This window comes from Komagataeibacter oboediens, from assembly GCF_018491655.1.
Taxonomy (GTDB): Bacteria; Pseudomonadota; Alphaproteobacteria; order Acetobacterales; family Acetobacteraceae; genus Komagataeibacter; species Komagataeibacter oboediens.
This window is the reverse complement of the sequence record NZ_JABLUU010000005.1, coordinates 1-20,589: the sequence shown is the minus strand read 5'-3', so window position 1 is coordinate 20,589 and position 20,589 is coordinate 1. Positions and strand designations below refer to the sequence as shown.

General features: G+C 64.3%; 22 protein-coding genes and 1 tRNA gene. 10 read left to right on the top strand and 13 right to left on the bottom strand.

Annotation, left to right across the window (positions count from 1 at the left end):
• Window positions 1-70: 70 nt before the first annotated feature.
• The 4 genes from der to HNO79_RS05950 all read right to left on the bottom strand — a co-directional run bounded on the left by der (window position 71) and on the right by HNO79_RS05950 (window position 4,746).
• Window positions 71-1,492, bottom strand: coding sequence for a ribosome biogenesis GTPase Der (gene der / locus HNO79_RS05965; RefSeq protein ID WP_010513528.1), 1,422 nt, complete (start codon window positions 1,490-1,492; stop codon window positions 71-73).
• A 16-nt stretch (window positions 1,493-1,508) separates the two neighbouring features.
• Window positions 1,509-2,882 carry a PQQ-binding-like beta-propeller repeat protein gene (locus tag HNO79_RS05960; RefSeq protein WP_048856803.1) on the bottom strand — a complete coding sequence of 458 codons (1,374 nt, stop codon included), beginning with the start codon at window positions 2,880-2,882 and terminating at the stop codon, window positions 1,509-1,511.
• Between the two features lie 40 nt (window positions 2,883-2,922).
• Complete coding sequence (locus tag HNO79_RS05955) at window positions 2,923-3,618, bottom strand: hypothetical protein (protein WP_214164950.1); 696 nt, start codon at window positions 3,616-3,618, stop codon at window positions 2,923-2,925.
• A gap of 213 nt (window positions 3,619-3,831) precedes the next feature.
• Window positions 3,832-4,746, bottom strand: coding sequence for a glycosyltransferase family 9 protein (locus HNO79_RS05950; protein WP_214164951.1), 915 nt, complete (start codon window positions 4,744-4,746; stop codon window positions 3,832-3,834).
• Window positions 4,747-4,831: 85 nt separating this feature from the next.
• Between HNO79_RS05950 and ygfZ the strand changes: the two genes are divergently transcribed.
• Genes ygfZ through HNO79_RS05935 form a run of 3 tightly spaced genes read left to right on the top strand, consistent with a single transcriptional unit; the run spans window position 4,832 to window position 6,357 of the window.
• On the top strand, window positions 4,832-5,662 hold the full coding sequence (gene ygfZ, locus HNO79_RS05945; protein ID WP_029329316.1) for a CAF17-like 4Fe-4S cluster assembly/insertion protein YgfZ: 831 nt from the start codon (window positions 4,832-4,834) through the stop codon (window positions 5,660-5,662).
• A 49-nt stretch (window positions 5,663-5,711) separates the two neighbouring features.
• Complete coding sequence (gene hisI / locus HNO79_RS05940) at window positions 5,712-6,128, top strand: phosphoribosyl-AMP cyclohydrolase (RefSeq protein WP_010513534.1); 417 nt, start codon at window positions 5,712-5,714, stop codon at window positions 6,126-6,128.
• Window positions 6,115-6,357 carry a hypothetical protein gene (locus tag HNO79_RS05935; RefSeq protein WP_214164952.1) on the top strand — a complete coding sequence of 81 codons (243 nt, stop codon included), beginning with the start codon at window positions 6,115-6,117 and terminating at the stop codon, window positions 6,355-6,357. The genes hisI and HNO79_RS05935 overlap by 14 nt, the downstream gene beginning before the upstream one ends.
• Here the strand turns inward: HNO79_RS05935 and lpxB are convergent.
• The 6 genes from lpxB to rpmI form a co-directional block, all read right to left on the bottom strand.
• Window positions 6,296-7,525, bottom strand: coding sequence for a lipid-A-disaccharide synthase (gene lpxB, locus HNO79_RS05930; protein WP_214164953.1), 1,230 nt, complete (start codon window positions 7,523-7,525; stop codon window positions 6,296-6,298). The two genes, HNO79_RS05935 and lpxB, sit on opposite strands and share 62 nt — an antisense overlap.
• Window positions 7,526-7,729: 204 nt before the next feature.
• Complete coding sequence (gene pstS, locus HNO79_RS05925) at window positions 7,730-8,773, bottom strand: phosphate ABC transporter substrate-binding protein PstS (RefSeq protein WP_214164954.1); 1,044 nt, start codon at window positions 8,771-8,773, stop codon at window positions 7,730-7,732.
• Window positions 8,754-11,216: a phenylalanine--tRNA ligase subunit beta gene (gene pheT / locus HNO79_RS05920; protein ID WP_214164955.1), complete on the bottom strand. Its 2,463-nt coding sequence runs from the start codon at window positions 11,214-11,216 to the stop codon at window positions 8,754-8,756. Before pheT ends, pstS begins: the two co-directional genes overlap by 20 nt.
• 3 nt (window positions 11,217-11,219) lie before the next feature.
• A complete protein-coding gene (gene pheS, locus HNO79_RS05915; RefSeq protein ID WP_214164956.1) occupies window positions 11,220-12,290 on the bottom strand; it encodes a phenylalanine--tRNA ligase subunit alpha in 1,071 nt (356 codons plus the stop codon).
• Window positions 12,291-12,478: 188 nt separating this feature from the next.
• Entirely contained in the window at window positions 12,479-12,835 is a 357-nt protein-coding gene (gene rplT, locus HNO79_RS05910; RefSeq protein WP_010513542.1) for a 50S ribosomal protein L20, read from the bottom strand.
• 14 nt (window positions 12,836-12,849) lie between these two features.
• Complete coding sequence (gene rpmI / locus HNO79_RS05905; RefSeq protein WP_007400447.1) at window positions 12,850-13,053, bottom strand: 50S ribosomal protein L35; 204 nt, start codon at window positions 13,051-13,053, stop codon at window positions 12,850-12,852.
• Between the two features lie 226 nt (window positions 13,054-13,279).
• Between rpmI and HNO79_RS05900 the strand changes: the two genes are divergently transcribed.
• Window positions 13,280-14,008 carry an SDR family NAD(P)-dependent oxidoreductase gene (locus tag HNO79_RS05900; protein WP_214164957.1) on the top strand — a complete coding sequence of 243 codons (729 nt, stop codon included), beginning with the start codon at window positions 13,280-13,282 and terminating at the stop codon, window positions 14,006-14,008.
• 172 nt (window positions 14,009-14,180) lie between these two features.
• Window positions 14,181-15,167, top strand: coding sequence for an AAA family ATPase (locus HNO79_RS05895; protein WP_010513545.1), 987 nt, complete (start codon window positions 14,181-14,183; stop codon window positions 15,165-15,167).
• A 15-nt stretch (window positions 15,168-15,182) separates the two neighbouring features.
• Here the strand turns inward: HNO79_RS05895 and HNO79_RS05890 are convergent, their stop codons facing one another.
• Together HNO79_RS05890 and HNO79_RS05885 are read right to left on the bottom strand one after the other, a co-directional pair.
• On the bottom strand, window positions 15,183-15,350 hold the full coding sequence (locus HNO79_RS05890) for a hypothetical protein (RefSeq protein WP_214164958.1): 168 nt from the start codon (window positions 15,348-15,350) through the stop codon (window positions 15,183-15,185).
• 456 nt (window positions 15,351-15,806) lie between these two features.
• A tRNA-Gln gene (locus HNO79_RS05885) sits at window positions 15,807-15,880 on the bottom strand.
• 166 nt (window positions 15,881-16,046) lie between these two features.
• Here HNO79_RS05885 and HNO79_RS05880 point away from each other — a divergent pair.
• Together HNO79_RS05880 and HNO79_RS05875 are read left to right on the top strand one after the other, a co-directional pair.
• Entirely contained in the window at window positions 16,047-17,177 is a 1,131-nt protein-coding gene (locus tag HNO79_RS05880) for a Ppx/GppA phosphatase family protein (RefSeq protein ID WP_214164959.1), read from the top strand.
• Window positions 17,178-17,189: 12 nt separating this feature from the next.
• Window positions 17,190-17,954 carry an RlmE family RNA methyltransferase gene (locus tag HNO79_RS05875; RefSeq protein ID WP_010513548.1) on the top strand — a complete coding sequence of 255 codons (765 nt, stop codon included), beginning with the start codon at window positions 17,190-17,192 and terminating at the stop codon, window positions 17,952-17,954.
• Window positions 17,955-17,982: 28 nt separating this feature from the next.
• Here HNO79_RS05875 and HNO79_RS05870 read toward each other — a convergent pair whose 3' ends face one another.
• Complete coding sequence (locus HNO79_RS05870) at window positions 17,983-18,891, bottom strand: ROK family protein (protein WP_010513549.1); 909 nt, start codon at window positions 18,889-18,891, stop codon at window positions 17,983-17,985.
• Between the two features lie 123 nt (window positions 18,892-19,014).
• On the opposite strand from HNO79_RS05870, the gene HNO79_RS05865 reads away from it, so the two are divergent.
• From HNO79_RS05865 to HNO79_RS05855, 3 genes are all read left to right on the top strand, one after another.
• On the top strand, window positions 19,015-19,281 hold the full coding sequence (locus HNO79_RS05865; RefSeq protein ID WP_010513550.1) for a sulfurtransferase TusA family protein: 267 nt from the start codon (window positions 19,015-19,017) through the stop codon (window positions 19,279-19,281).
• Between the two features lie 101 nt (window positions 19,282-19,382).
• The gene (locus HNO79_RS05860; RefSeq protein WP_039736411.1) at window positions 19,383-19,613 is read left to right on the top strand and encodes an exodeoxyribonuclease VII small subunit; all 231 of its coding nucleotides are present in this window, start codon (window positions 19,383-19,385) and stop codon (window positions 19,611-19,613) included.
• A gap of 8 nt (window positions 19,614-19,621) precedes the next feature.
• Window positions 19,622-20,557 (top strand): polyprenyl synthetase family protein, encoded by a 936-nt coding sequence (locus HNO79_RS05855; RefSeq protein ID WP_408885688.1) that lies wholly within the window; start codon window positions 19,622-19,624, stop codon window positions 20,555-20,557.
• Window positions 20,558-20,589: the final 32 nt, after the last annotated feature.

Below are 20,589 nucleotides of genomic sequence, written 5' to 3'. Positions count from 1 at the left end.
TGTACCATGCGGGACGTGACAAGGCACCAGAAACGCAAAACCCGGACGGGCGGCCGTCCGGATCCCGTGCCTAGCCCTTGGCGTAAGGGTTGCTCGATGCCCGCAGCAGCAGCCGGATCGGCGTGCCGGGCAGGTCAAAGGTTTCACGCAGGCCATTGACCAGATAGCGCTGGTAATCCTCAGGCAACTGGTCAGTGCGGGTGCCGAACACGATAAACGTGGGCGGACGGGCCTTGGCCTGCGTGATGTAGCGCAGTTTGAGCCTGCGCCCGTCGACCAGCGGCGGCGGATGACGCTCGACCATCATTTCGAACCAGCGGTTCAGCGCGCCGGTCGGCACGCGGCGGTTCCATATGTCATAGGCGCGGCGCACGGTGGGCAGCAGCTTGTTGATCCCTGCCCCCGTCATGGCGGAAAACGCGACAACGGGAATGCCGCGCATCTGTGCAAGCGACGTTTCGATACGATCCTTGATCGCCTGCCGCGTCGCGGCCCGGTCTTCCACTGCGTCCCACTTGTTCAGCGCCAGCACGCAGCACCGGCCTTCACGTTCGATCAGGCGGGCGATCTGCAGGTCCTGCTCATGTACGCCCAACGTCGCATCCAGCACGAGGATGACGACCTCCGCCATCTTCAGCGCCTCGATCGAGGCGGAAACGGACATTTTCTCCAGCGTCTCGTCAATCCGCGCCTTACGGCGCAACCCCGCCGTATCGACCAGCTGGATCGGGCCCTGGTCATCATGCAGCATGACGGCAATGGAATCACGCGTAAGCCCCGGTTCCGGGCCGGTAATCATTCGCTCCTCACCCAGCAGGCGGTTGAGCAGCGTGGACTTGCCCGCGTTGGGGCGCCCCACGATGGCAAGGCGCAGCGGACCGGGGGGACGGACATCCTCCTCCTCGCCTTCCGCCTGTTCACGACGGCTGCGACGCGTGGGTTTCTGTACGGGCGGCAGGTCGGTCGGCGGCAGACGGTCCGCTATTTCGGACATGAGGTCAGCCACGCCTTCCCCATGCTCGGCAGAGATGGCCAGCGGCGCGCCAAGCCCCAGCGAAAATGCCTCCATGGCGGCAGCAGCCCCCTGCCGCCCCTCCGCCTTGTTGGCGATCAGCAGCACCGGGCGGCCCTGACGGCGCAGCCAGTTGGCAAAATGCTCATCCGCGGGGGTCAGGCCACTGCGCGCGTCAATGCAGAACAGCACGAGGTCCGCATCCGCCACCGCGGATTCGGACGATGCCCGCATGCGCCCGTACAGCGTATCAGGGGCGGCTTCTTCCAGCCCCGCCGTATCGATGATGCGAATGGCGCGGCCACGCACGGTCGCCTGCCCTTCCTTGCGGTCACGGGTTACGCCGGGGGTGTCGGCCACAAGCGCCTGCCTGCGTCCGACCAGCCGGTTGAAAATGGTCGACTTGCCAACATTCGGCCTGCCCGCGATCACGACAACCGGCAGCGCATCCACTGGCGCGGATGGAAAAGATGAACTCACTGCGGCAACTTTCTTTTTAGCTATAGGCGATAAGGTAGCCGCTATTGTCCAGCAGCAACAGCAGATTATCGACCACGATGGGCGCGGTCGTCACCTGACCGGGCAATTTGTGCAGGGATTCGATATGCCCCTGCGCCGGATCGATGATGGCAACCCCGTTTTCGGGGAAGCTGGAAATGAACACCAGCTTGCCCCCCGCCAGCAGCGGGCCATTCCATACGATACCGCGCTTCTGCTTGTCCGCGTTTTCATACTGGCGCAGCTGCGTGATCCAGCGCACATGGCCCGAAAGCCGGTCAAGGCAGGCCACCTGCTGGTCCATGGAGATGATGAAGATCCAGTCCCCGATCACCAGCGGTGTATTCTGTCCCGAAATGCCACGTTCCCACAGCCTGCGGCCCGAACGCATGTCAATGGCCACCAGCACTGCGCCGGTGCTTATGGCATAGGCCGTGCCATCGGCAATGACCGGCATGCCGTGCACACATGAAAAGTCGATCAGCGCCTGCTGCCCATTGGTGCTGCCCAATGTGTCGGCCCACACGACCTCGCCACCTTCCGCACGCAGGGCCACCAGATCGCCCGAACCGAAACCGGCCAGAACCACTCCGTCCGCCACGGCCGGGGCCGGCTGGCCGTAGATGATGGTGTCGGCCCCCGTCGCGGCATATGTCCACAGGATATTGCCGTTTTCGGCATCCAGGCAGTACAGGTGTTCGTCAATGGTGCCAAGGAACAGGCGACCGTTGTCAATGGTTGGCGCGGAACGCCCGGGGGCCTGGATATTGACCCGCCATTTCAGCTTGCCCGTGGCAGCTTCCACCGCCAGTGCCTGACCGATACCATCGACGATGTACAGTGTATCCCCGTCAACGCTCAGGCCACCGCCCAGATTATCCGACTGCATCTTGCGCGGCTTGGGGTTGTATTCCCACAGCTTGCGCATGGCCGGCCAGTGATAGGCCCGGATCACGCCCTGCGCGTCCATGACGAACAGCCGCCCGTTCTGCACCACCGGCGGGGCCTGAATGATGCCACGCCCGCTATTGCCAAGGGCGACGTAATACAGGGGATCGGGTTCGGAGATACCCGCCCCGATGTCGTGGGTCCACTGGTGGCGCATCTCGCCACGCCACGCGATATCCATGCCGACATGGCTGGGCGCCACGCCGGACTGCGGCCATGCATTCACCGCCACCGGCGCGGGCACGGTCACGGCCTGCGTCTCGTCCGAATCAACGGTCAGGCCCGCCGTGGTATGCAGCACGTCGGAACGGTGGCCGATCAGCAGGGGCTTCTTTTTCTGCGCGCTGGAACAGGCGGCCAGGGCGGGCAGCAGCGCAGCCCCGGCACCAAGTAACGCGTGGCGGCGGCTCAGGGCTGTTTTCATGGTCTTCCTGTCTGTGGGCATGGGGGTGTCATGGATCGGGCTAGCCACCTGCGTCAGCCCCCATGGTCTGCAGCATGGCTTCCGCGCGGTTACGCACGCCATCGGTTACGGACATGTCCATGGTCAGGCGTTCCAGCCGGGCGCGTGCGTCCGCATCCTTACCGGTGCGCAGGTCAAGCATGGCCTCGGCCTCGATCGCCTGGGCGCGCCATGGCTGGCCCGTGCCATCCAGCACTGCCAGGCGCGAGCGCAGGGTGGCGGGATCGCCACTGTCGATCTGGTGCTGAACCCACAGCAGGCTGGCGAGCGAGGCAATGACCGGATCGATGGCATGTTCCTGCGCCACGCCATCCCACAGGGCGAGGGCCGCGGGCAGGCTGCCGCTACCGGCCAGCAACGCGGCGCGTTCCATGCGTGCGAGAATGCGCAGCGGCGGCCGTGCCCTGCCGTCCAGCGCCGCAAGTTCCTGCAGTCCGGTTTTCTGCCGTGCGGTCAGCGTACCATCGGTGCCCGCATTGTCGGGTGCGCGGGTGGCATCCTGCATTGCAGTGAAATAGGCTGCCGAGACCGCCGCATCCGCCTTGTGCGCGCGGGAGACGGAATACTGCCACCCCCCGGCCCCGATGCACACCACAGCAACCACGGCCCCCGCCACAGCCAGATAGCGGCGCGCCAGCGCCCGGATGCGTTCGGCACGGATTTCCTCATCGACTTCCGTGAAGATGTCGTCAGCCACGTTCCTGTCGTTCCCTGCTCGCTTGCGCGGCGCCCTGCGCACGGCGCGTCGTGTTTGTCGGCCCCAGCATATCCGGCCTGAAACGGCACGGCAAACCACCCTGTTCAGGGGCCATGCGCAGTCCCGGGCCATCATGCCAGTCCGATCACATAGACCGGGCCGTTTTCCACCGCCAGCCGTAAGCGGGGCGGAAATGCAAAAAGTTCGGGTTTTTCACCGTTTCCACCCCCATCTGTCCCGCAACAGCGCCCTTGCGGTGGTCACGACCTGTGCAACAGCCAGCCCTTCCATCGGGGCGTCGCCCACCGGTCCGGGGGCTATGGCCACGCGCGCCCACGGGCCCGCAGGCGCGTATTCCGACGCCCGACTGCGCCCGAACAGACCCAGCGTGGGAATCCCGCATGCCGCCGCAAGGTGCATAAGCCCCGAATCATTGCCGATGAACAGCGTGCATCGCGCCAGCAGCGCCGCCACCTGAGTGACCGACAGCCCGCCCCCCGTATCCAGCGCATCGGGCAACTGGTCCAGCACCGCCTGCGCGCGGGTGCGCTCGGCCGCACCGGGGCCGTACAGGATTACGGGACGCAGGGATGGATCATCCGCGTGCAGGGCCCTGAACACCGCAACAAACCGCTCGGCAGGCCAGATCTTGCCATCCCAGTTGGCCGTCGGGCCAAGGGCGATCCAGCGTGGCCCATCAGGCAGCATGGATGCCGCCTGCGCGCGCTCCCCGGCGCTTGTCCACGTGACCGGCAGGGGAGCGGGGTCAAGGTCCAGCAGGTTGCCGATATGGGTAATGCGCCGCCCCGGCCTGCGGCCGCCCCGCATGACATGGCGTTTGCCCACCCGCAGGAAATAGCTGACGACCGACCCACGCAGATCTACGCACAGATCCCACTTCGTCCCCCTGCACTGCCGCCACAGTTCCAGCCAGTGACGGTCCCATGGCTGCTTGACCATTTCTATGGTGCGCACGCGGCGCGGCATGTGCGCGAACAGGCCGGCAGCCACCGGCCCGCAGGCAATGGTGAAATCCGCCAGCGGATAGCGCCGCAGCAGCGTGTCCAGCAGCCCGGTGGACAGGATGGCATCCCCCAGCCGGGTGGATGTGATGAACAGGATATGCATTTTCGTGGTGCTAGTCAGGTTTTGCCTGCGTGCCAACCTCTCTTTACCCCTTGCCTGCGGGCACGGGCATGGCCAGATTGCGCGTATGGCCAGAATTGCTCATCTTCCTGATCGTGCCGTACTTGGTATTTCCGGGGCGGACCGTGTTTCCTTCCTGCAGGGGCTGGTGTCCAATGACATGACGGCGGTCGCGCCCGGTCATGCGGTATGGACCGCCTTCCTGTCGGCACAGGGCAAATGGCTGGCCGATTTCTTTGTCTTTGCCGACCCTGAGGGCGTGCGCCTGCTGGTCGACTGTGACGCGGCACAGGCCGACATGCTGCGCCAGCGCCTGTCGCGCTACCGCCTGCGCGCGGATGTGGACATCAGCGAAACGGGTTACGCCGTGCATGCCGCATGGGGGGAGGACGTCACCCCGCCCGAAGGATATCCCGCAGCCCCCGACCCGCGCCTGCCACAGGCGGGATGGCGGTTCCTGCTGGGCCACCCCATGGCGGCCCTTTCGGCGGATGAAGTCGAGTACGACCACCTCCGCCTGTCACTGGGCCTGCCCGATGGCGCGCGGGACTGCGAAAGCGGCAAGACCCTGCTGCTGGAAGCCAATTTCGACCAGCTGAACGGCATTTCATGGACCAAAGGCTGCTACATGGGCCAGGAACTGACCGCGCGCACCCGGTACCGCGGGCTGGTGCGCCGTCACCTGCTGCCGGTCACATCTCACCATGACCTGCCCGCGCCCGGCACGCCCATCGTGTCCGGTGATACGACGGTCGGGGAAATGCGGTCCTCACGCGACAAGGTGGGCATGGCCATGATCCGCAATGAACATATCAACGATACGGGACTGAACGTGGATGGCCATGCGCTGCACGTGCATGTGCCCGAATGGTTTACCCTGCCCGCCAAGGCGGAATAGGACTACCTGCGCGCCGGCTATCCGCGCTGTTTCTTAAGGTTGGAAAGACATGCCCTATACTCCCCCGGACCAGGCCGTACGCACGGCCATGATCGACCGGGTCAAATTCAATGAAGACGGCCTGATCACCGCCATTGCACAGCAGCATGACAGTGGTGAGATACTGATGCTGGCATGGATGAATGCCGAAGCGCTGGATGAAACGCTGCGCACGGGTCGCGTCTGCTATTATTCACGCAGCCGCCACGGCCTGTGGCGCAAGGGGGAAACATCGGGGCAGGTGCAGATGCTGGTTGACGCCCGCCTGGACTGTGACCGTGACGCCATCCTGCTGCTGGTGGACCAGAAGGGCGTTGCCTGCCATACCGGCCGGCGGAGCTGTTTCTACAACGCGCTGCGCCCCGAAGGGATCGTGGAAATCACCAGACCGGAAGTTGCAGTGGAGACGCTCTATGGCAAAGCCTGATAAACCCGTGGTGGATGAAGAAGAACGGCGCGAACAGATCAGCAAGCTGATCTGGATCGGGATTACCGTGGTGGGCACGCTGATCATGGGCGTATTCATGCTGCGCACGGAGCTGCATGCGCTGATATCGGAAAACGAACCCCTGCCCCCCGGCGCCTCGGCGCCTGTTACGCCGGGTGCGGCGCCGGAAGCGCCCCCCGCGCAAGGACAGAACCCAGCAAATCCATGATTTCGGCCGCTGCCGCCTGCGCCGGGTCCACGCCGGGCCCGCGCAGGGCGGTACGGATATCACCAAATCCCGCCCGTTGCAGGCTGCGGCAGCCTTCATCGGACAACAGGCGTTCAACCGTTGCCGCCAGCAGGTCCGGGGTGCAGCGTTCCTGCAGCAGTTCCGGCACCAGCCTGTGGCCTGACAGCAGGTTGACCATGGCCACATATGGCACCCGGATCAGCCGCCGCGCCATGGCCGCGGTCAGCGGATTAACGCGGTAGGTTACCGCCATGGGCACATTGGCGATGGCCAGCTCCAGCGTGGAGGTGCCCGATTTGGTCAGTGCGGCATCAGCCGCGGCAAACGCATCGTGCTTGTCATCGACATCCGTCACGATCAGGGGACGTACCGGCCATTTCGCCACGCCCCTGCGCACGATATCGGCAATCACCGGGGCGACGGGCACCACGGGCACGATACCGGGCACCCGGTTCTGCAGGATGGCCAGCATACGCCCGAATACCGGCAGCAGGCGCGGTGCCTCGGACCGGCGGCTGCCGGGCATGAGCACCAGAACGGGCGCGTCCGACGCAATCGCATGACGCGCACGGAACGCAGCGCCATCGCCACCATCTGCACCAGACTGCACGACGGGATGGCCGACAAAGCGTGCCTCGATCCCGTGCCGGGCAAAGAATTCCGGCTCGAATGGCAGCAGGCACAGCATGCGTTCCCACAATCCGGGGAACTCACGGACCCGGTGTTCGCGCCATGCCCAGACCTGGGGGGCGACATAATGCAACCGGGGGATGGACAAAGGCGCAATCCGTCGCAGCAGCCGCAGGGTAAAGCCGGGACTGTCGATGGTTATGACCAGATCGGGTCGCCGGCTGGCAATATCCGACACCGCCTGATCCAGCCTGCGTGAAAGATGCCGGATTTTGGGCAGCACCTCCATCAGCCCCATGACGGCAAGGTCACGCAGGGGAAACAGGGTGTGCAGTCCCTGCGCCTGCATGCGCTCGCCGCCAATTCCCGCGAACCGTACGCCAGGGCATACCGCCCGCAGCGCCGCCATGAGGCGACCGCCCAGAACATCGCCACTGGCCTCCCCCGCCATGATCCAGATGGTGGGGCCAGCGGAAACCGTCGCGGGGACCGCGTGCGTAGGGAAAGTGTCAGTCATGCCTGACCGGCTTATCGTGTCGGGTCAGCCAGCGCAAATGCCGGTTGTAAAAATACGCCGTTACGCAGACCAGCTGGTTCCATCTGAAAAGCCCGTAAAAGGGTCCGGGTACCACCTGTTTTCAAGCGGCATTCCCTGTGCGCAGCACCCGCAGGCTGACGGCACCACGGCCCCGGGTCCGGCCGTGGTACTGTCTGCGTCGTTTCAGTGCGTTTCAAGCAGACCGCGTATGGTGATGCGGATGTTATCGGGCAACGGCACGTAGCGCAGCGCAAGGGCCGCATCACCGCCATGCTGCATGCTCCAGTCAAAGAACGCGCGTACCGCCCTGCCCTGCGGCGTATCCGCCCGGTCTGTCGGGATCAGCACATAGGTCGCGGCCATGATGGGCCATGCACCCGAGCCATCGCCATCCAGCACATCGGCGGAATGACTGTCATCAGTAGCCCAGCGCGCGGTCGTGACCGCCTGGCTGAAACTGTCCGGCCCGGCGGCGACCAGATCCCCATGGTGGTTGCGCATCTCGGCAATCGCCATGTGGTTGCCCGCCGCATAGGCATATTCAAGGTAACCGATGCTGCCTTCGGTATTGCGCACGGCGGCGGCGATGCCGTCATTGCCACGCGCGCCCTCGCCCACCGGCCATTCGATGGATGTCCCGCTGCCCTGTTCCTTCGCCCATTGCGGTGAGACACGGGCAAGGTAGGACGTGAACACGAACGTCGTGCCGGACCCGTCCGCGCGTCGCACCGGGGCCACCGGCATGGCGGGCAGGGTCATATCCGGGTTTTCCGCGGCAATCCGGGGGTCATTCCACATGGTGATGTCCCCCGCGTACAGCCGCGCCAGCAGTTCCCCCGTCAGGTGCAGGTGGCTGGTATCCACACCGGGCAGGTTCACGACCGGCACGATCGCCCCCATGACCGTGGGGAACTGGATCAGGTGGAACTGCGCCAGTTGCGCCGCGGTCATGGGCGCGTCGGATGCGCCGAAATCCACCGTGCGGGCCTTGACCTGATTCTGCCCGGCACCCGACCCGATGGTCTGGTAATTCAGGCGGATATCCGTATCGTGCGCGACCCCTTCGCCCCATGCCCCGTAAATGGGCGCGCCAAAGCTGGACCCCGCCCCGATGATTTCGGTGGCATGGGCCGCGGCACCGGCAAGGCCCAGCACCACCGCCGTCCCCAGCCCGATACCCCGGCAGGCAGCGCGCACCCGCTCGCGTTCAGCCACGCAGGACGGCATTGCAGCTTTTCTGCGCGGCAGCGACCACCCGATCACAGACAGCTTCGATTTCCGCATCGGTCAGGGTCCTGTCCATTGGCTGAAGGGTTATCTCCACGCCCAGCGACCTGTGTCCCGCCGGGATCTTGTCGCCTTCATAAACGTCAAACAGGCTGACGGCCACAATCAGGTTCCGCTCAGCCCCCCTGACGGCCTTCAGCAGCTTTTCCGCCGGAACGTCAGTCGTTACCACAAAGGCAAAATCACGCTTGAGCGGCTGGAATGCCGACAGTGCCGGGGGCGCCTTACGCTTGCGCTTGGGTTCGGGCACCGCATCGGGATATAGCGTGAACGCGCAGACCGGCACGTCAATGCCACGCGCGGCCAGCAGGGCAGGATGCAACTGCCCGAAATGCCCCAGCACCAGCTTCGGCCCCTGCCGGATCACACCCGAACGGCCCGGATGGTAATAGGACGGTGCATCCGTAGTAATGCCAAGCCCTTCCATCGCAGCCCCGGCGGCAGCCAGACCCGCCAGCGCATCGGCCTTCGCCTGCCACAGGTCAACCGGCTGCGCCGGGTGGCCGGGCAGACGCGCGGAATGGCCGCTACGGATACCGGCAGCCACCAGCTTCTGCCCATCCGGGCCAAAAGCGGGCCCGACCTCGAACAGCCCGAGGTCGGGGTAACCACGTGCGGCATTGCCTTTTACCGCAGCCAACAGGTTGACCAGCGGCGTGGGCCGCATCTGATCCAGATCGGCCGCAATGGGGTTGAGCAGGTGCAGGTCCGCAGGCGTTTCACCGAATTCGGCAGCCTGATCCATCGCCACGAAGGAAAAGCCCACCGTTTCCATCAGCCCACGCGCCGCCAGTCGGCGGCGCAGGCTGGCGATACGGCCCTGCCGCGGGGTAAAGGCAGGCAGCGGCACCGCGTTGTCCACCGGCAGGGAGACGGCAGGCACGCTGTCCAGTCCACGCAGGCGCAGCACTTCCTCGATCAGGTCCACTTCGGGGTCAATGACCGCCGCTCCTTCCGCTGCAGCCTGCGCACGGGCGGGCGGCAGGTCAGGCTGCTGGTCCAGCAGCATGGGCGTTGCGATGTCATTGCGCCACGACGGCACATCCACCACCACATGCCGCGCGTCACATTCCCGCACCCTGAAGCCCAGCCCCTCCAGCAGGTGGACCGCGTGGTCGGGTTCTTCCACCAGTCCGCCCAGCGTTTCCAGCCGGGCGAATTCCAGATGCGCCTGCCGCTGCCATGCCGGCTCGACCCCGGCGGAGACCACGTTGCCCGCTTCCCCCCCGCACAGGTCAAGGATCATGCGCGTGGCAGCTTCCAGCGCCGCAGGCGGCAGGGCCTGGTCCACGCCGCGCTCGAAACGCTGGCGCGCATCGGAATGCAGGTTGTGCCGCCGCCCCGACAGGGCGATGGTCACGGGATCGAACAGCGCGCATTCCACGAACACGGTCGTGGTGTCATCACTGACCCCGCTTTCCGCCCCGCCCATGATCCCGGCCAGCGACTGCACGCCGCGCCCGTCAGCAATCACGCAGTCATCCGGCGTCATGACGTGTTCGCTGCCATCCAGCGCGGTGAAGGTTTCACCCGCGCCACGGCAGATGGTCAGCTCCGAACCCATCAGCCTGTCAACGTCAAACACGTGCAGCGGACGACCAAGGTCGAAGGCGAAGAAATTGGTAATGTCCACCAGTGCGGATACCGGACGCAGGCCAACGGATTCCAGCCGCCGCTTCAGCCAGTCCGGGCTGGGGCCGTTCTTCACGCCGCGAATGACGCGCCCCAGAACCCACGGGCAGGCTTCGGGAAACGTGATGCGCCAGTTGATGGGGCTGTCAAAGCGCCCGTCCACCGTGTCCGCAAGCCATGGCTTCAGTGTACCAAGGCCCGCCGCCGCAAGGTCGCGTGCCACGCCGCGCACCGCCAGCGCGTCGCCCCGGTTGGGCGTGATCGCGATGTCGATGACCGGATCATCCAGCCTGGCGAACAGCGCATAGGACTGCCCCGGCGCGGTGCCTTCGGGCAGTTCGGCGATGCCGTCCGTTTCCTCGCCCAGTCCCAGTTCACGCAGCGAGCACAGCATGCCGCCACTGGCCTCGCCACGCAGCTTCCCGGCCTTGATGGTCATGCCGCTGGCGGGGATGAAGGTGCCCGGCGGGGCAAAGATCACATGCAGCCCCGCACGCGCATTGGGCGCACCACAGACGACCTGAACGCGCTCGAACCCTTCGCCCGCATCGACCTGACACACGCGCAGGCGATCGGCATTGGGGTGCTGGGCCGCTTCAATGATGCGGGCGGTGCGGAAGGATGCCAGCGTGGCGCCAAGGTCTTCCACCCCTTCAACTTCCAGCCCGATGGTGTTCAGCGTGGCGCAGATTTCTTCCACCGTCGCCGTGGTCTCAAGATGCTCGCGCAGCCATGACAGGGAGAACTTCATCGATCACAGACCTTCGTGCAGCAGGGCGGGAGACAGGGGGCTGGTGCCATAGTGGCGTAGCCAGCGGACATCGCTTTCATAAAACGAGCGCAGGTCGGGAATGCCATGACGCAGCATGGTCAGGCGCTCGATCCCCATGCCAAAGGCGAACCCCTGCCATTCCCGTGCATCCAGCCCGCAATTGGCCAGCACGCGGGGGTGGACCATGCCCGCGCCTAGCACCTCCAGCCAGTCATCGCCCGCGCCGATCTGCCCGGTCCTGCGCGACCAGCCGATGTCGATTTCCATAGACGGTTCGGTAAAGGGGAAATAGGACGCGCGGAAGCGCACCGGCAGGTCGGGCATCTGGAAAAACGCGCGCAGGAAATCCGACAGGCAGCCCTTGAGGTGCCCCAGCGTGATCCCCTTCTCGATCACCAGTCCCTCGCACTGGTGGAACATGGGCGAATGGGTGGCATCATGGTCGGCGCGGTATGTCCGGCCGGGGGCGATGATGCGGATGGGCGGCTCTTTCGCCAGCATGGTGCGGATCTGCACGCCCGATGTCTGGGTACGCAGTACGCGTTCGGGCTGGCCCTCGGCTTCGGCGGGCAGGTAGAACGTGTCCTGATCCGTGCGGGCGGGATGGTGCGCGGGCGTGTTCAGGGCCGAAAAATTGTGCCAGTCGCTTTCGATATCCGGCCCTTCGGCGATCTGGAACCCCATCGCGCCGAAAATAGCGGCCATTTCCTCGATCGTGCGGGTGATGGGATGCAGCGCGCCGTCCGCTTCCGGCGCGCAGGGCAGCGTCACGTCCACGCGTTCCGCAGCCAGACGGGCGTTCAGCACCTCGGTTTCCAGTTCCTGCCCACGCGCCTCGATCAGGCGGGACAGGTCGTCGCGCAGCCGGTTCAGGGCAGCACCCCGCGTACGCCGCTCATCCGGTGTCATGCGCCCGAGTTGCTTGAGGAGTGCGGTCAGCGTGCCCGACTTGCCCAGCGTGCCGACGCGCACCGCGTCCCACGCGCGCTGGTCGGTTGCGGCAGCGAGTGCCTGAACTGTCTGTTCCCTCAGGGTTTCGAGATCGTCACTCATAGCACCTCGCACAGGCTCACGTCCGGGTGGGCTGGTATCGATCTACCGGCGGGCCAGACCCGGCGCATGGAATTGTGTCCGCCACCGGCATCGACTGCGGCACGGGCATTGCATTAAAAACAAAACGGGCCGCCCGTTGGGACGACCCGTTTCGTGGACCTGTCGCCACGCGGGCGTGGAAACAGGGATCAGGCCAGAGCGGCCTGCGCCTTCTTCACGATTTCAGCGAAGGTTGCTGCATCGTCATAGGCAATGGCGGCGAGGACCTTGCGGTCGATCTCGATGCCGGCCTTGTCCAGACCGTTGATGAAACGGCTGTAGGTCAGGCCATGTTCACGCACTGCCGCGTTGATACGCTGGATCCACAGGGCGCGGAATTCGCGCTTCTTGTTCCGGCGATCGCGATATGCATACTGAAGCGACTTTTCCAGACGTTCCAGCGCAATGCGGTAATTGGTGGAGGAACGGCCCCGGAACCCCTTGGAGAGTTCAAGAACCTTCTTGTGGCGGGCGTGGGTGGTTACGCCGCGTTTCACACGTGCCATGTCTCAGGTGCTCCTTATGCCAGACCGTAGGGAGCCCACTGCTTCACAGTGCGGCCGTCCATTTCCGTCAGCACCTGCGAACCACGGTTCGTGCGCTTCATCTTCTGCGAGCGGTTGATCAGGCCGTGGCGCTTGTTGCCGGGACCTGCCAGCACCTTGCCGGTGGCGGTGATCTTGAACCGCTTCTTGACCGATGACTTGGTCTTCATCTTGGGCATTTTCTTCTCCTGAATGTCTGGTGCCCGCGCCCGTGCCCATCCCTGCGGATAGACATGGACACTCCATTGCGGCCGGGCATGCCCTACAGGCCCGGACGCGCGAACATGCAGGCTATAGACAACCCGCACCCCGCGATCAACCCCCTTCGCACGCGTGGCCACGCTTTCCCCGACCCGCGTGGTGCTGTAGTGGGAAAAAGACAGGTTGGAAACAGGAGAAAACACAATGACACAACGCGTTGCCTACATTACCGGCGGCAGCCGTGGCATCGGCGCCGGCATTGCGAAATCACTGGCGAAGGATGGCTATGACATCGCCATTTCCTACGCCCGCAATGAACAGGCGGCACAGAAGACTGTCGATGAGGTCCGCGCACTGGGCCGCCGGGGCATGGCCATCCGCTGCGATGGCGAAGGTAATGGCAACCGTGCCGCCATCCGCCGCGTGGTGGCCGATATGGGGCGGATCGACGCACTGGTGTGCAATGCCGGCATCTACCCCTTTGGCGACGTGGCCGACATGACGGATGAACAGGTCGATGCGGTGCTGGGCCTGAATGTGCGTGCCGTCATGATCGAAACCATCGAAGCCGCGCGCCACATGACGCAGGGCGGGCGGATCATCCTGATCGGCTCGACCTTTGCCGACCGTTCCCCCTTCCCGGGCATTTCGCTGTATTCGGCCTCCAAGTCGGCACTGAACGGGTTTGCACGCGGGGCCGCGCGCGACCTGGGTCCGCGCGGGATTACCATCAACGTGGTCCAGCCCGGCCCGATCGACACGGACATGAACCCCGCCACCGGCCCCGCCGCCGACATGCTGCGCAGCTTCATGTGCCACAAGGAATACGGACAGGTGAGCGATATTGCCTCCGTCGTCTCGTTCCTGGCCAGTCCCGCCGCCAGCTTCATGACCGGGTCCGCCGTAACAACGGATGGCGGCCTGGCCGCCTGATCCGCCGGATGCGCGCAGGCATCCCCTGCCCTGCGCGCATCCGATCCCATGCCGTTTGTTATGGAAACCGCGTGGCCAGCCATGATATGGTCAGGCCATGAAAAATTCGTGCTCCTCATCCGACCGTGCACTCCAGCCTGCTGGAATGTGAACGGGATAATGAGGGAAGCAGATGCCGGAACCGGACGATTTTGATTTCTTGATCGCACTGGGCTGCGATGATGATCTGGATGAGGATGAAACCCCTCCTCCCGAAGCCGCGGCTTACCAGTCCGCTCCCCACACCTACATCCGTGTGCTGCCGGAACATTACCAGTTCCCCGAACACAAGCGCACGACCCAGCCCGATCCATATGAATCGGTGCGCAGGCTTGCCCATCCGGTCAAGATTCATGAGCCGGATAACATCCGCACCCGCGTACAGGATGTGGAAAACGCGTGCCCCCATGCCCTGGCCGCCGTGCGCGCCATGGCGGAAACCGATCTGAAGCGGCTGGAATGGGGCACATCGGGCATCGCGCGACCGGTACTGCTGGTCGGACCGCCGGGATGCGGAAAGTCGACAGTCGCGCGGGTCTATTACCGCACGCTGGGCTACGAAGTCATGACCATGAATGTGGGCGCGATGGGGGATCCCCTGTCCCTGACCGGCACGCACCAGACATTTGGCGATGCCAAGCCGTCTACCATCGTGGAATTCCTGGCCGCGACCGGCATGGCCAATCCGTGCATCATCCTTGATGAAGTGGACAAGGCCCCGACCGATGGCCGCTTCGGCAGCGTGCAGAATGCCCTGCTGCAGTTTCTCGACATGGGGGAATGCAGGCAGTTCCGGGATGTGTTCCTGAACGTGCCGGTTGATGTCAGCCGCGTACGATGGGTCCTGACCGCTAATGACCTGTCCACCGTGTCCGAACCGCTGAAATCACGTTGCCACATCATTCATATGGACAGGCCGGACGCCACGCATGCTCCCGCCCTGTCCATGAACATCATCCGCCAGATCGAGCAGGACCGGAACCTGCGCCCGGGCTGGTTCACGCTGGACGGAGTGGAGCAGCGCGTACTGGCGCAGAATTTTACCGGCGACATGCGGGCACTTCGCCGCATGGTGGAGATTATTGTGGACCAGCAAGTCCGCAACTGGTCGAAATGCTGAACCGCGCGCGGCAGATCACGCCTTGCCGCCCCATCCCGCCCCGTCATGCGAAACACCCCGCCAGGCAACAGCCTGACGGGCAAGAAACCTGACAGCTTCCTCCACGATGCGAAGGCGTAATTCGGGCAGCCCCGACTGCGTATGACCGGGGCATTGCGGGCCGACCACCGTGGAGGTGGCCATGCAGGCGCATACTTCGTGACAAAAAATCGGTTCATTCCGCAATGAGACAATAAAAACGGCACGATCCTGTATTCGTCCATTTTCATCCTGACACAAGGCCGGACGCTTTCCCACCGCGACCATGCGCACACTGCCGCCCTCTCATGATTGCCGGTGGGGCGGATGCATCCGGACACCAGACATTATCGGTGGAAATAACGCAGGCGCACCAGTTATCGATTAGGCAGCACCCCATCCGGGCCACCACACTCGCAGATGATATTTTTGCAACCATAATGACAGGCCAGCGATCAGCCATGCCGTCAGTCACGGCCATGACCACATTCCTTGATCCGGGCGCATTACCCTGAATACAGGCAACCAATCGGTCATTTCATGCGTCAGACACGATAAACCACCCAAATCACCACAGGACCGGGATACTTAACTGTCTGATATTATTTTCCGGGAGAAAATTGGCTGGGGGACCTGGATTCGAACCAGGGCTGACCGGGTCAGAGCCGGTAGTTCTACCGCTAAACTATCCCCCAGCAAGGAGAAAGCGGCGCGGTGCGCTGCGGTGATCAGGCATATAGCCGGGGGGCGTGTGGGGTGCAACCCCTCTCCTGATCTTTTTTGCGAATTTTCTCTTTTGACTTGCGTTTCACGCAGAACACTCAACACAATAGGTAATACCTTGGCCGTCAACGGGTTTGCATGCATATGGTCCAGCAGACGCTCAGCGCAAAGATACGCCAGCATGGGGACATCCTTCCCCTTGCGTCTGCAACGAATCGCCGTACCTTCCGTGCGCCGCTTTATGCCGCCATTGACCTTGGCACCCATAACTGCCGCCTGCTGGTCGCCCGCGCGGGGGAACAGGGGCTGCGTGTCATTGACAGCTTCAGCCGCGCCGTACGCCTTGGCGAAGGACTGCATCATTCGGGGCAACTGGCCGAAGCGGCGATGGAACGCACCATCGGCGTGCTGCGTACCTGTGTCGCGCGCATGGGGCTGTATGACCTGCACAGCCATCGCGCCATCGCAACCGAAGCCTGCCGCCGCGCGGGCAATGGCATGGATTTCATTGCCCGCGTCCTGCATGAAACCGGCCTGAACATCTCGGTCATTTCCGCGCGGGAGGAAGCCGAACTGGCCCTGGCGGCCTGCAATTCCCTGCTGCAGACCCATCACCACGCCGCAGGGCGTGGCCTGCTGTTCGATATTGGCGGTGGCTCCACCGAAATCGCATGGGCGCGAATCGACCGCGGCGCCGGGCGCCATGACCTGTCCGGCTATATCAGCCTGCCTGCCGGCATCATGACGGTGGGCGAACGCTATGGAACAGACATCTTCACCGACCATGGCTACCGCGCCGTAGTCGGTGAAATCAGCGACATGCTGCGCGGGTTTGATGACGTCCACTGCATCACCCGCGAAATCGCACGTGGCAATGTCATGCTGCTGGGCACCAGCGGCACGATCACCACACTGGCCAGCCTGGCGCAGGGGCAGGACAGGTACGAACGCGCCGGGATCGATGGCAGCACCCTGTCGGTTTCCCATGCGCTGGGCCTGATTGCCACCCTCCGCCGGTCGGGCATGGCGGGGTTGGCACGCCACCCCCTGATCGGCGCGGACCGCGCGCGCTACATCCTGCCCGGCTGCGCCATATTCGAGGCGATCGCCACCACATGGCCCATGCCCGACGTCACGGTTGCGGACCGGGGATTGCGTGACGGACTGCTTTTACGCATGATTGGGGACCGCAGGCGGCATGGCGGCCTATCCGCAGCGCCGCCTTCCTTCCCCCTGCATAATCGTATGGAGCACCGGGTCATTACCTGACCGCGTCCCGTCATGAAACAGCGTTCTTCTACCCGCATACCGGGCAAGGCCCGTACCAGCAGTCTGACACCCGGCACCGGTGACAGCAGCACGGACGGACGCGCCGCACAGGCCAACCGCACCAAGACCGTCACGGTCAAGAAGGCGCGCGGCCGCACAACCGCGCAGCACCGCTGGCTGCAGCGCCAGCTGAACGACCCGTATGTGCAGGCTGCCCAGAAACAGGGATGGCGTTCACGCGCAGCCTTCAAGCTGATTGAACTTGATGACCGCTTCCAGCTGATCAGACCCGGCGCGCGGGTGGTTGACCTTGGCGCGGCACCCGGTGGCTGGACGCAGGTCGCGGTCAAGCGCGGAGCCGCGGAGGTGGTGGGCGTCGACCTGCTGCCGGTTGACCCCGTGCCGGGTGCCACCATTATCGAAGGGGATTTCAACGACCCCGACATGCCCGATCGCCTGACCGGCCTGCTGGGTGGCCGGGCGGATGTCGTGATGTCGGACATGGCCCCCAACACCACCGGCCATGCCCCGACCGACCACCTGCGCATTATCGGGCTGGCGGAACTGGCGCTGGATTTTGCCGTCCGCATCCTCGCCCCCGGCGGCACGTTCGTGGCCAAGGTGTTCCAGGGCGGATCGGAAAAGCAGATGCTGGCGGACCTCAAGCGCATGTTCACGCAGGTCCGCCACGCCAAGCCCCCGGCCAGCCGCAAGGAATCAAGCGAACTTTACGTCGTGGCCACGGGCTTTCGCGGCCTGGACCGCACCGAAGACTGATCACAGGCCGCGTCACTGACCCGCCGGGTCAGTCAACGTGATGGTCGTCCCACAGCCACGCCGCCCCGCGCACGCCGGAACTGTCGCCATGGCGGTTACGCACGATGGGCGTGGTGCAGTTGGGGGTGATGACGTAACGCTGCATGAGCCGGGGCACACGTTCGTAAATCGAGTCCAGATTGGACACCCCGCCCCCCAGCACGATCACGTCGGGGTCCATGAAATTGATCGCCATGGCGCAGGCGCGCGCCATGCGGTCCATGTAGCGGTCCAGCGCGCCGATGGCGGTCAGGTCGCCAGCCTCGGCTTCCTGCTCGATATGTGCCGCGCTGCGGTGGCCGGGGCCTTTCCAGTCCTGCGCCAGCGCGGAACCGCTGAGGAAGCGTTCCATACACCCCTCATTACCGCAGAAACACTTGGGCATGGGAAATTCTTCCAGCCGCGGCCACGGTAGCGGCGTATGCCCCCATTCCCCCGCAATATGGTTGCGCCCGATCAGCAGCTTCTGGTCGATCACGATCCCGGCCCCCATGCCGGTGCCGATAATGACGCCAAACACGCAGTGATGGCCTGCACCCGCCCCGTCGATCGCCTCGGACAGGGCAAAACAGTTCGCATCGTTCTCGACCCGCACATCACGGCCCAGGGCGGCCGACATGTCACGGACCAGTGGCTGGTTGTTCAGCCACGTCGCATTCGCGTTCTTGATGACGCCCGTATCGGGGCTGATGGAACCAGGAATGCCGATTCCCACGGTGCCCGTGCCGCCAAGCTCCTTGTCCACCCCGTGGATCAGTTCACACATGGCCCCGATGGCGGCGGGATAGTTGCCGGGGTTGGAAATGCGCCGACGCACACGTTCCGTACCGTCCTTTGCCAATGCTGCAATTTCAATCTTGGTGCCGCCAAAATCAATTCCAATACGATAGGTGGCCATCCGGAGTCTTTCTTTCATCATGTTTTATCAGTGGCGCGTTTTCTTTTATGGTCGTACCTGCACGCAACTTCAAACCCTGATGCGCAAGCATAGCTGCCCACCACCAAGGAGACACGGCCACCCATGAGTGAGATCCTGCTAGACGCACGCGGCCTGACCTGTCCCCTGCCCGTGCTCAAGGCCAACCGCATGCTGCGTGGCCTGCCGCCCGGCGCACGGCTGCGCGTGATCGCGACCGACCGGGCATCCGTCGCGGATTTTCAGGCATTCTGCCGTGAAACGGGCCATGCCCTGATCGCATTCGGGGAAGAAGGCGGCACGCTGTCCTTCGTCATCCGCCGCCGGCCCGATCCCGATGCGACTCCCGCTGACGCGCCGCACACGGCATAAGCGTCAAAATGCCGTAAAACCAGTTGTCCCCTTGGCAGGATGCCCCCCAAGGATGTAATGCCTGCGCCAGCCAAGTTATTTTCAGGAAGCACCACGCGCCGATGACCGAAGACCTGACCAACCTTTCCTTCGAGGACGCACTGGCCGAACTTGAAGCCATCGTGCGGCAGCTCGAGGTAGGCCAGCTCAGGCTGGAAGACGCGATTACGGCCTATGAGCGTGGTGCCGCCCTGCGACAGTACTGCCAGAAAAAACTGGACGAGGCCGAGGCCCGCGTTCAGGCGATTGTCCAGCGTGCCGATGGTACGCTGGATGCAAAACCGATGGATTGATGCATCAGATGAGCCAAACAACAGCAACCTCGTCCCAAACAGACGGTACGGATCGCATGGTCCGTCTGCGTGCATCAATGTCCGCGCGCGCCAAGGCGATCGAGGGCATGATCGACCGCCTGCTGCCCCGCGTTGAAGGGGGCGAGGCCCGGCTGATCGACGCCATGCGCTATGCCACGCTGGGTGGTGGCAAGCGCCTGCGCGGTTACATGGTCGCCGAAGTGGCCAGCCTGTTCGGCGTGGCACCGGAAGGTGCGGATCGTGTCGCGGCATCGGTCGAGATGCTGCATGCCTATTCGCTGGTGCATGACGACCTGCCCGCCATGGACGACGACGACCTGCGCCGTGGCCAGCCTTCCACCCACCGCAAGTTCGATGAAGCGACGGCCATCCTGGCCGGTGACGCGCTGCAGACCATGTCGTTCGACATCCTTGCCAACCCGCTGACGCATGCCAGCGCGGACGTGCGCATCAACCTCGTCCGTGCGCTGGCCGACGCCACGGGCGCTGCCGGCATGGTCGGTGGCCAGATGATCGACATGGAAGGCGAAGGCCGTGCGCTGTCCCTGGACGAAGTCGCCCGCCTGCATGCGCTCAAAACCGGTTGCCTGATCCGCTACTCGGCTGAAGCCGGGGCGATTCTGGGGCAGGCCAGCGATGACGTGCGCAAGCGCGTTTCCGCCTATGGCCGTGACCTTGGCGCAGCTTTCCAGATTGCCGATGACGTGCTGGACGCCACCGCCAGCGCCGAGGAGCTGGGCAAGACCGCAGGCAAGGACGAAGCGGCCGGCAAGTCCACCTATGTCGCCCTTCTGGGCGTGGATGGCGCGGCCAAGGAAGCCCGCCGCGTGGCGGAACAGGCCCTATCCCATATCGACATCTTTGGCCCCGAGGCTGATCGCCTGCGCGATCTGGTCCACTACGTGGTCGAGCGCAGGAACTGAGAGACATGACCGACAGCAAGACGCCAGCCGAC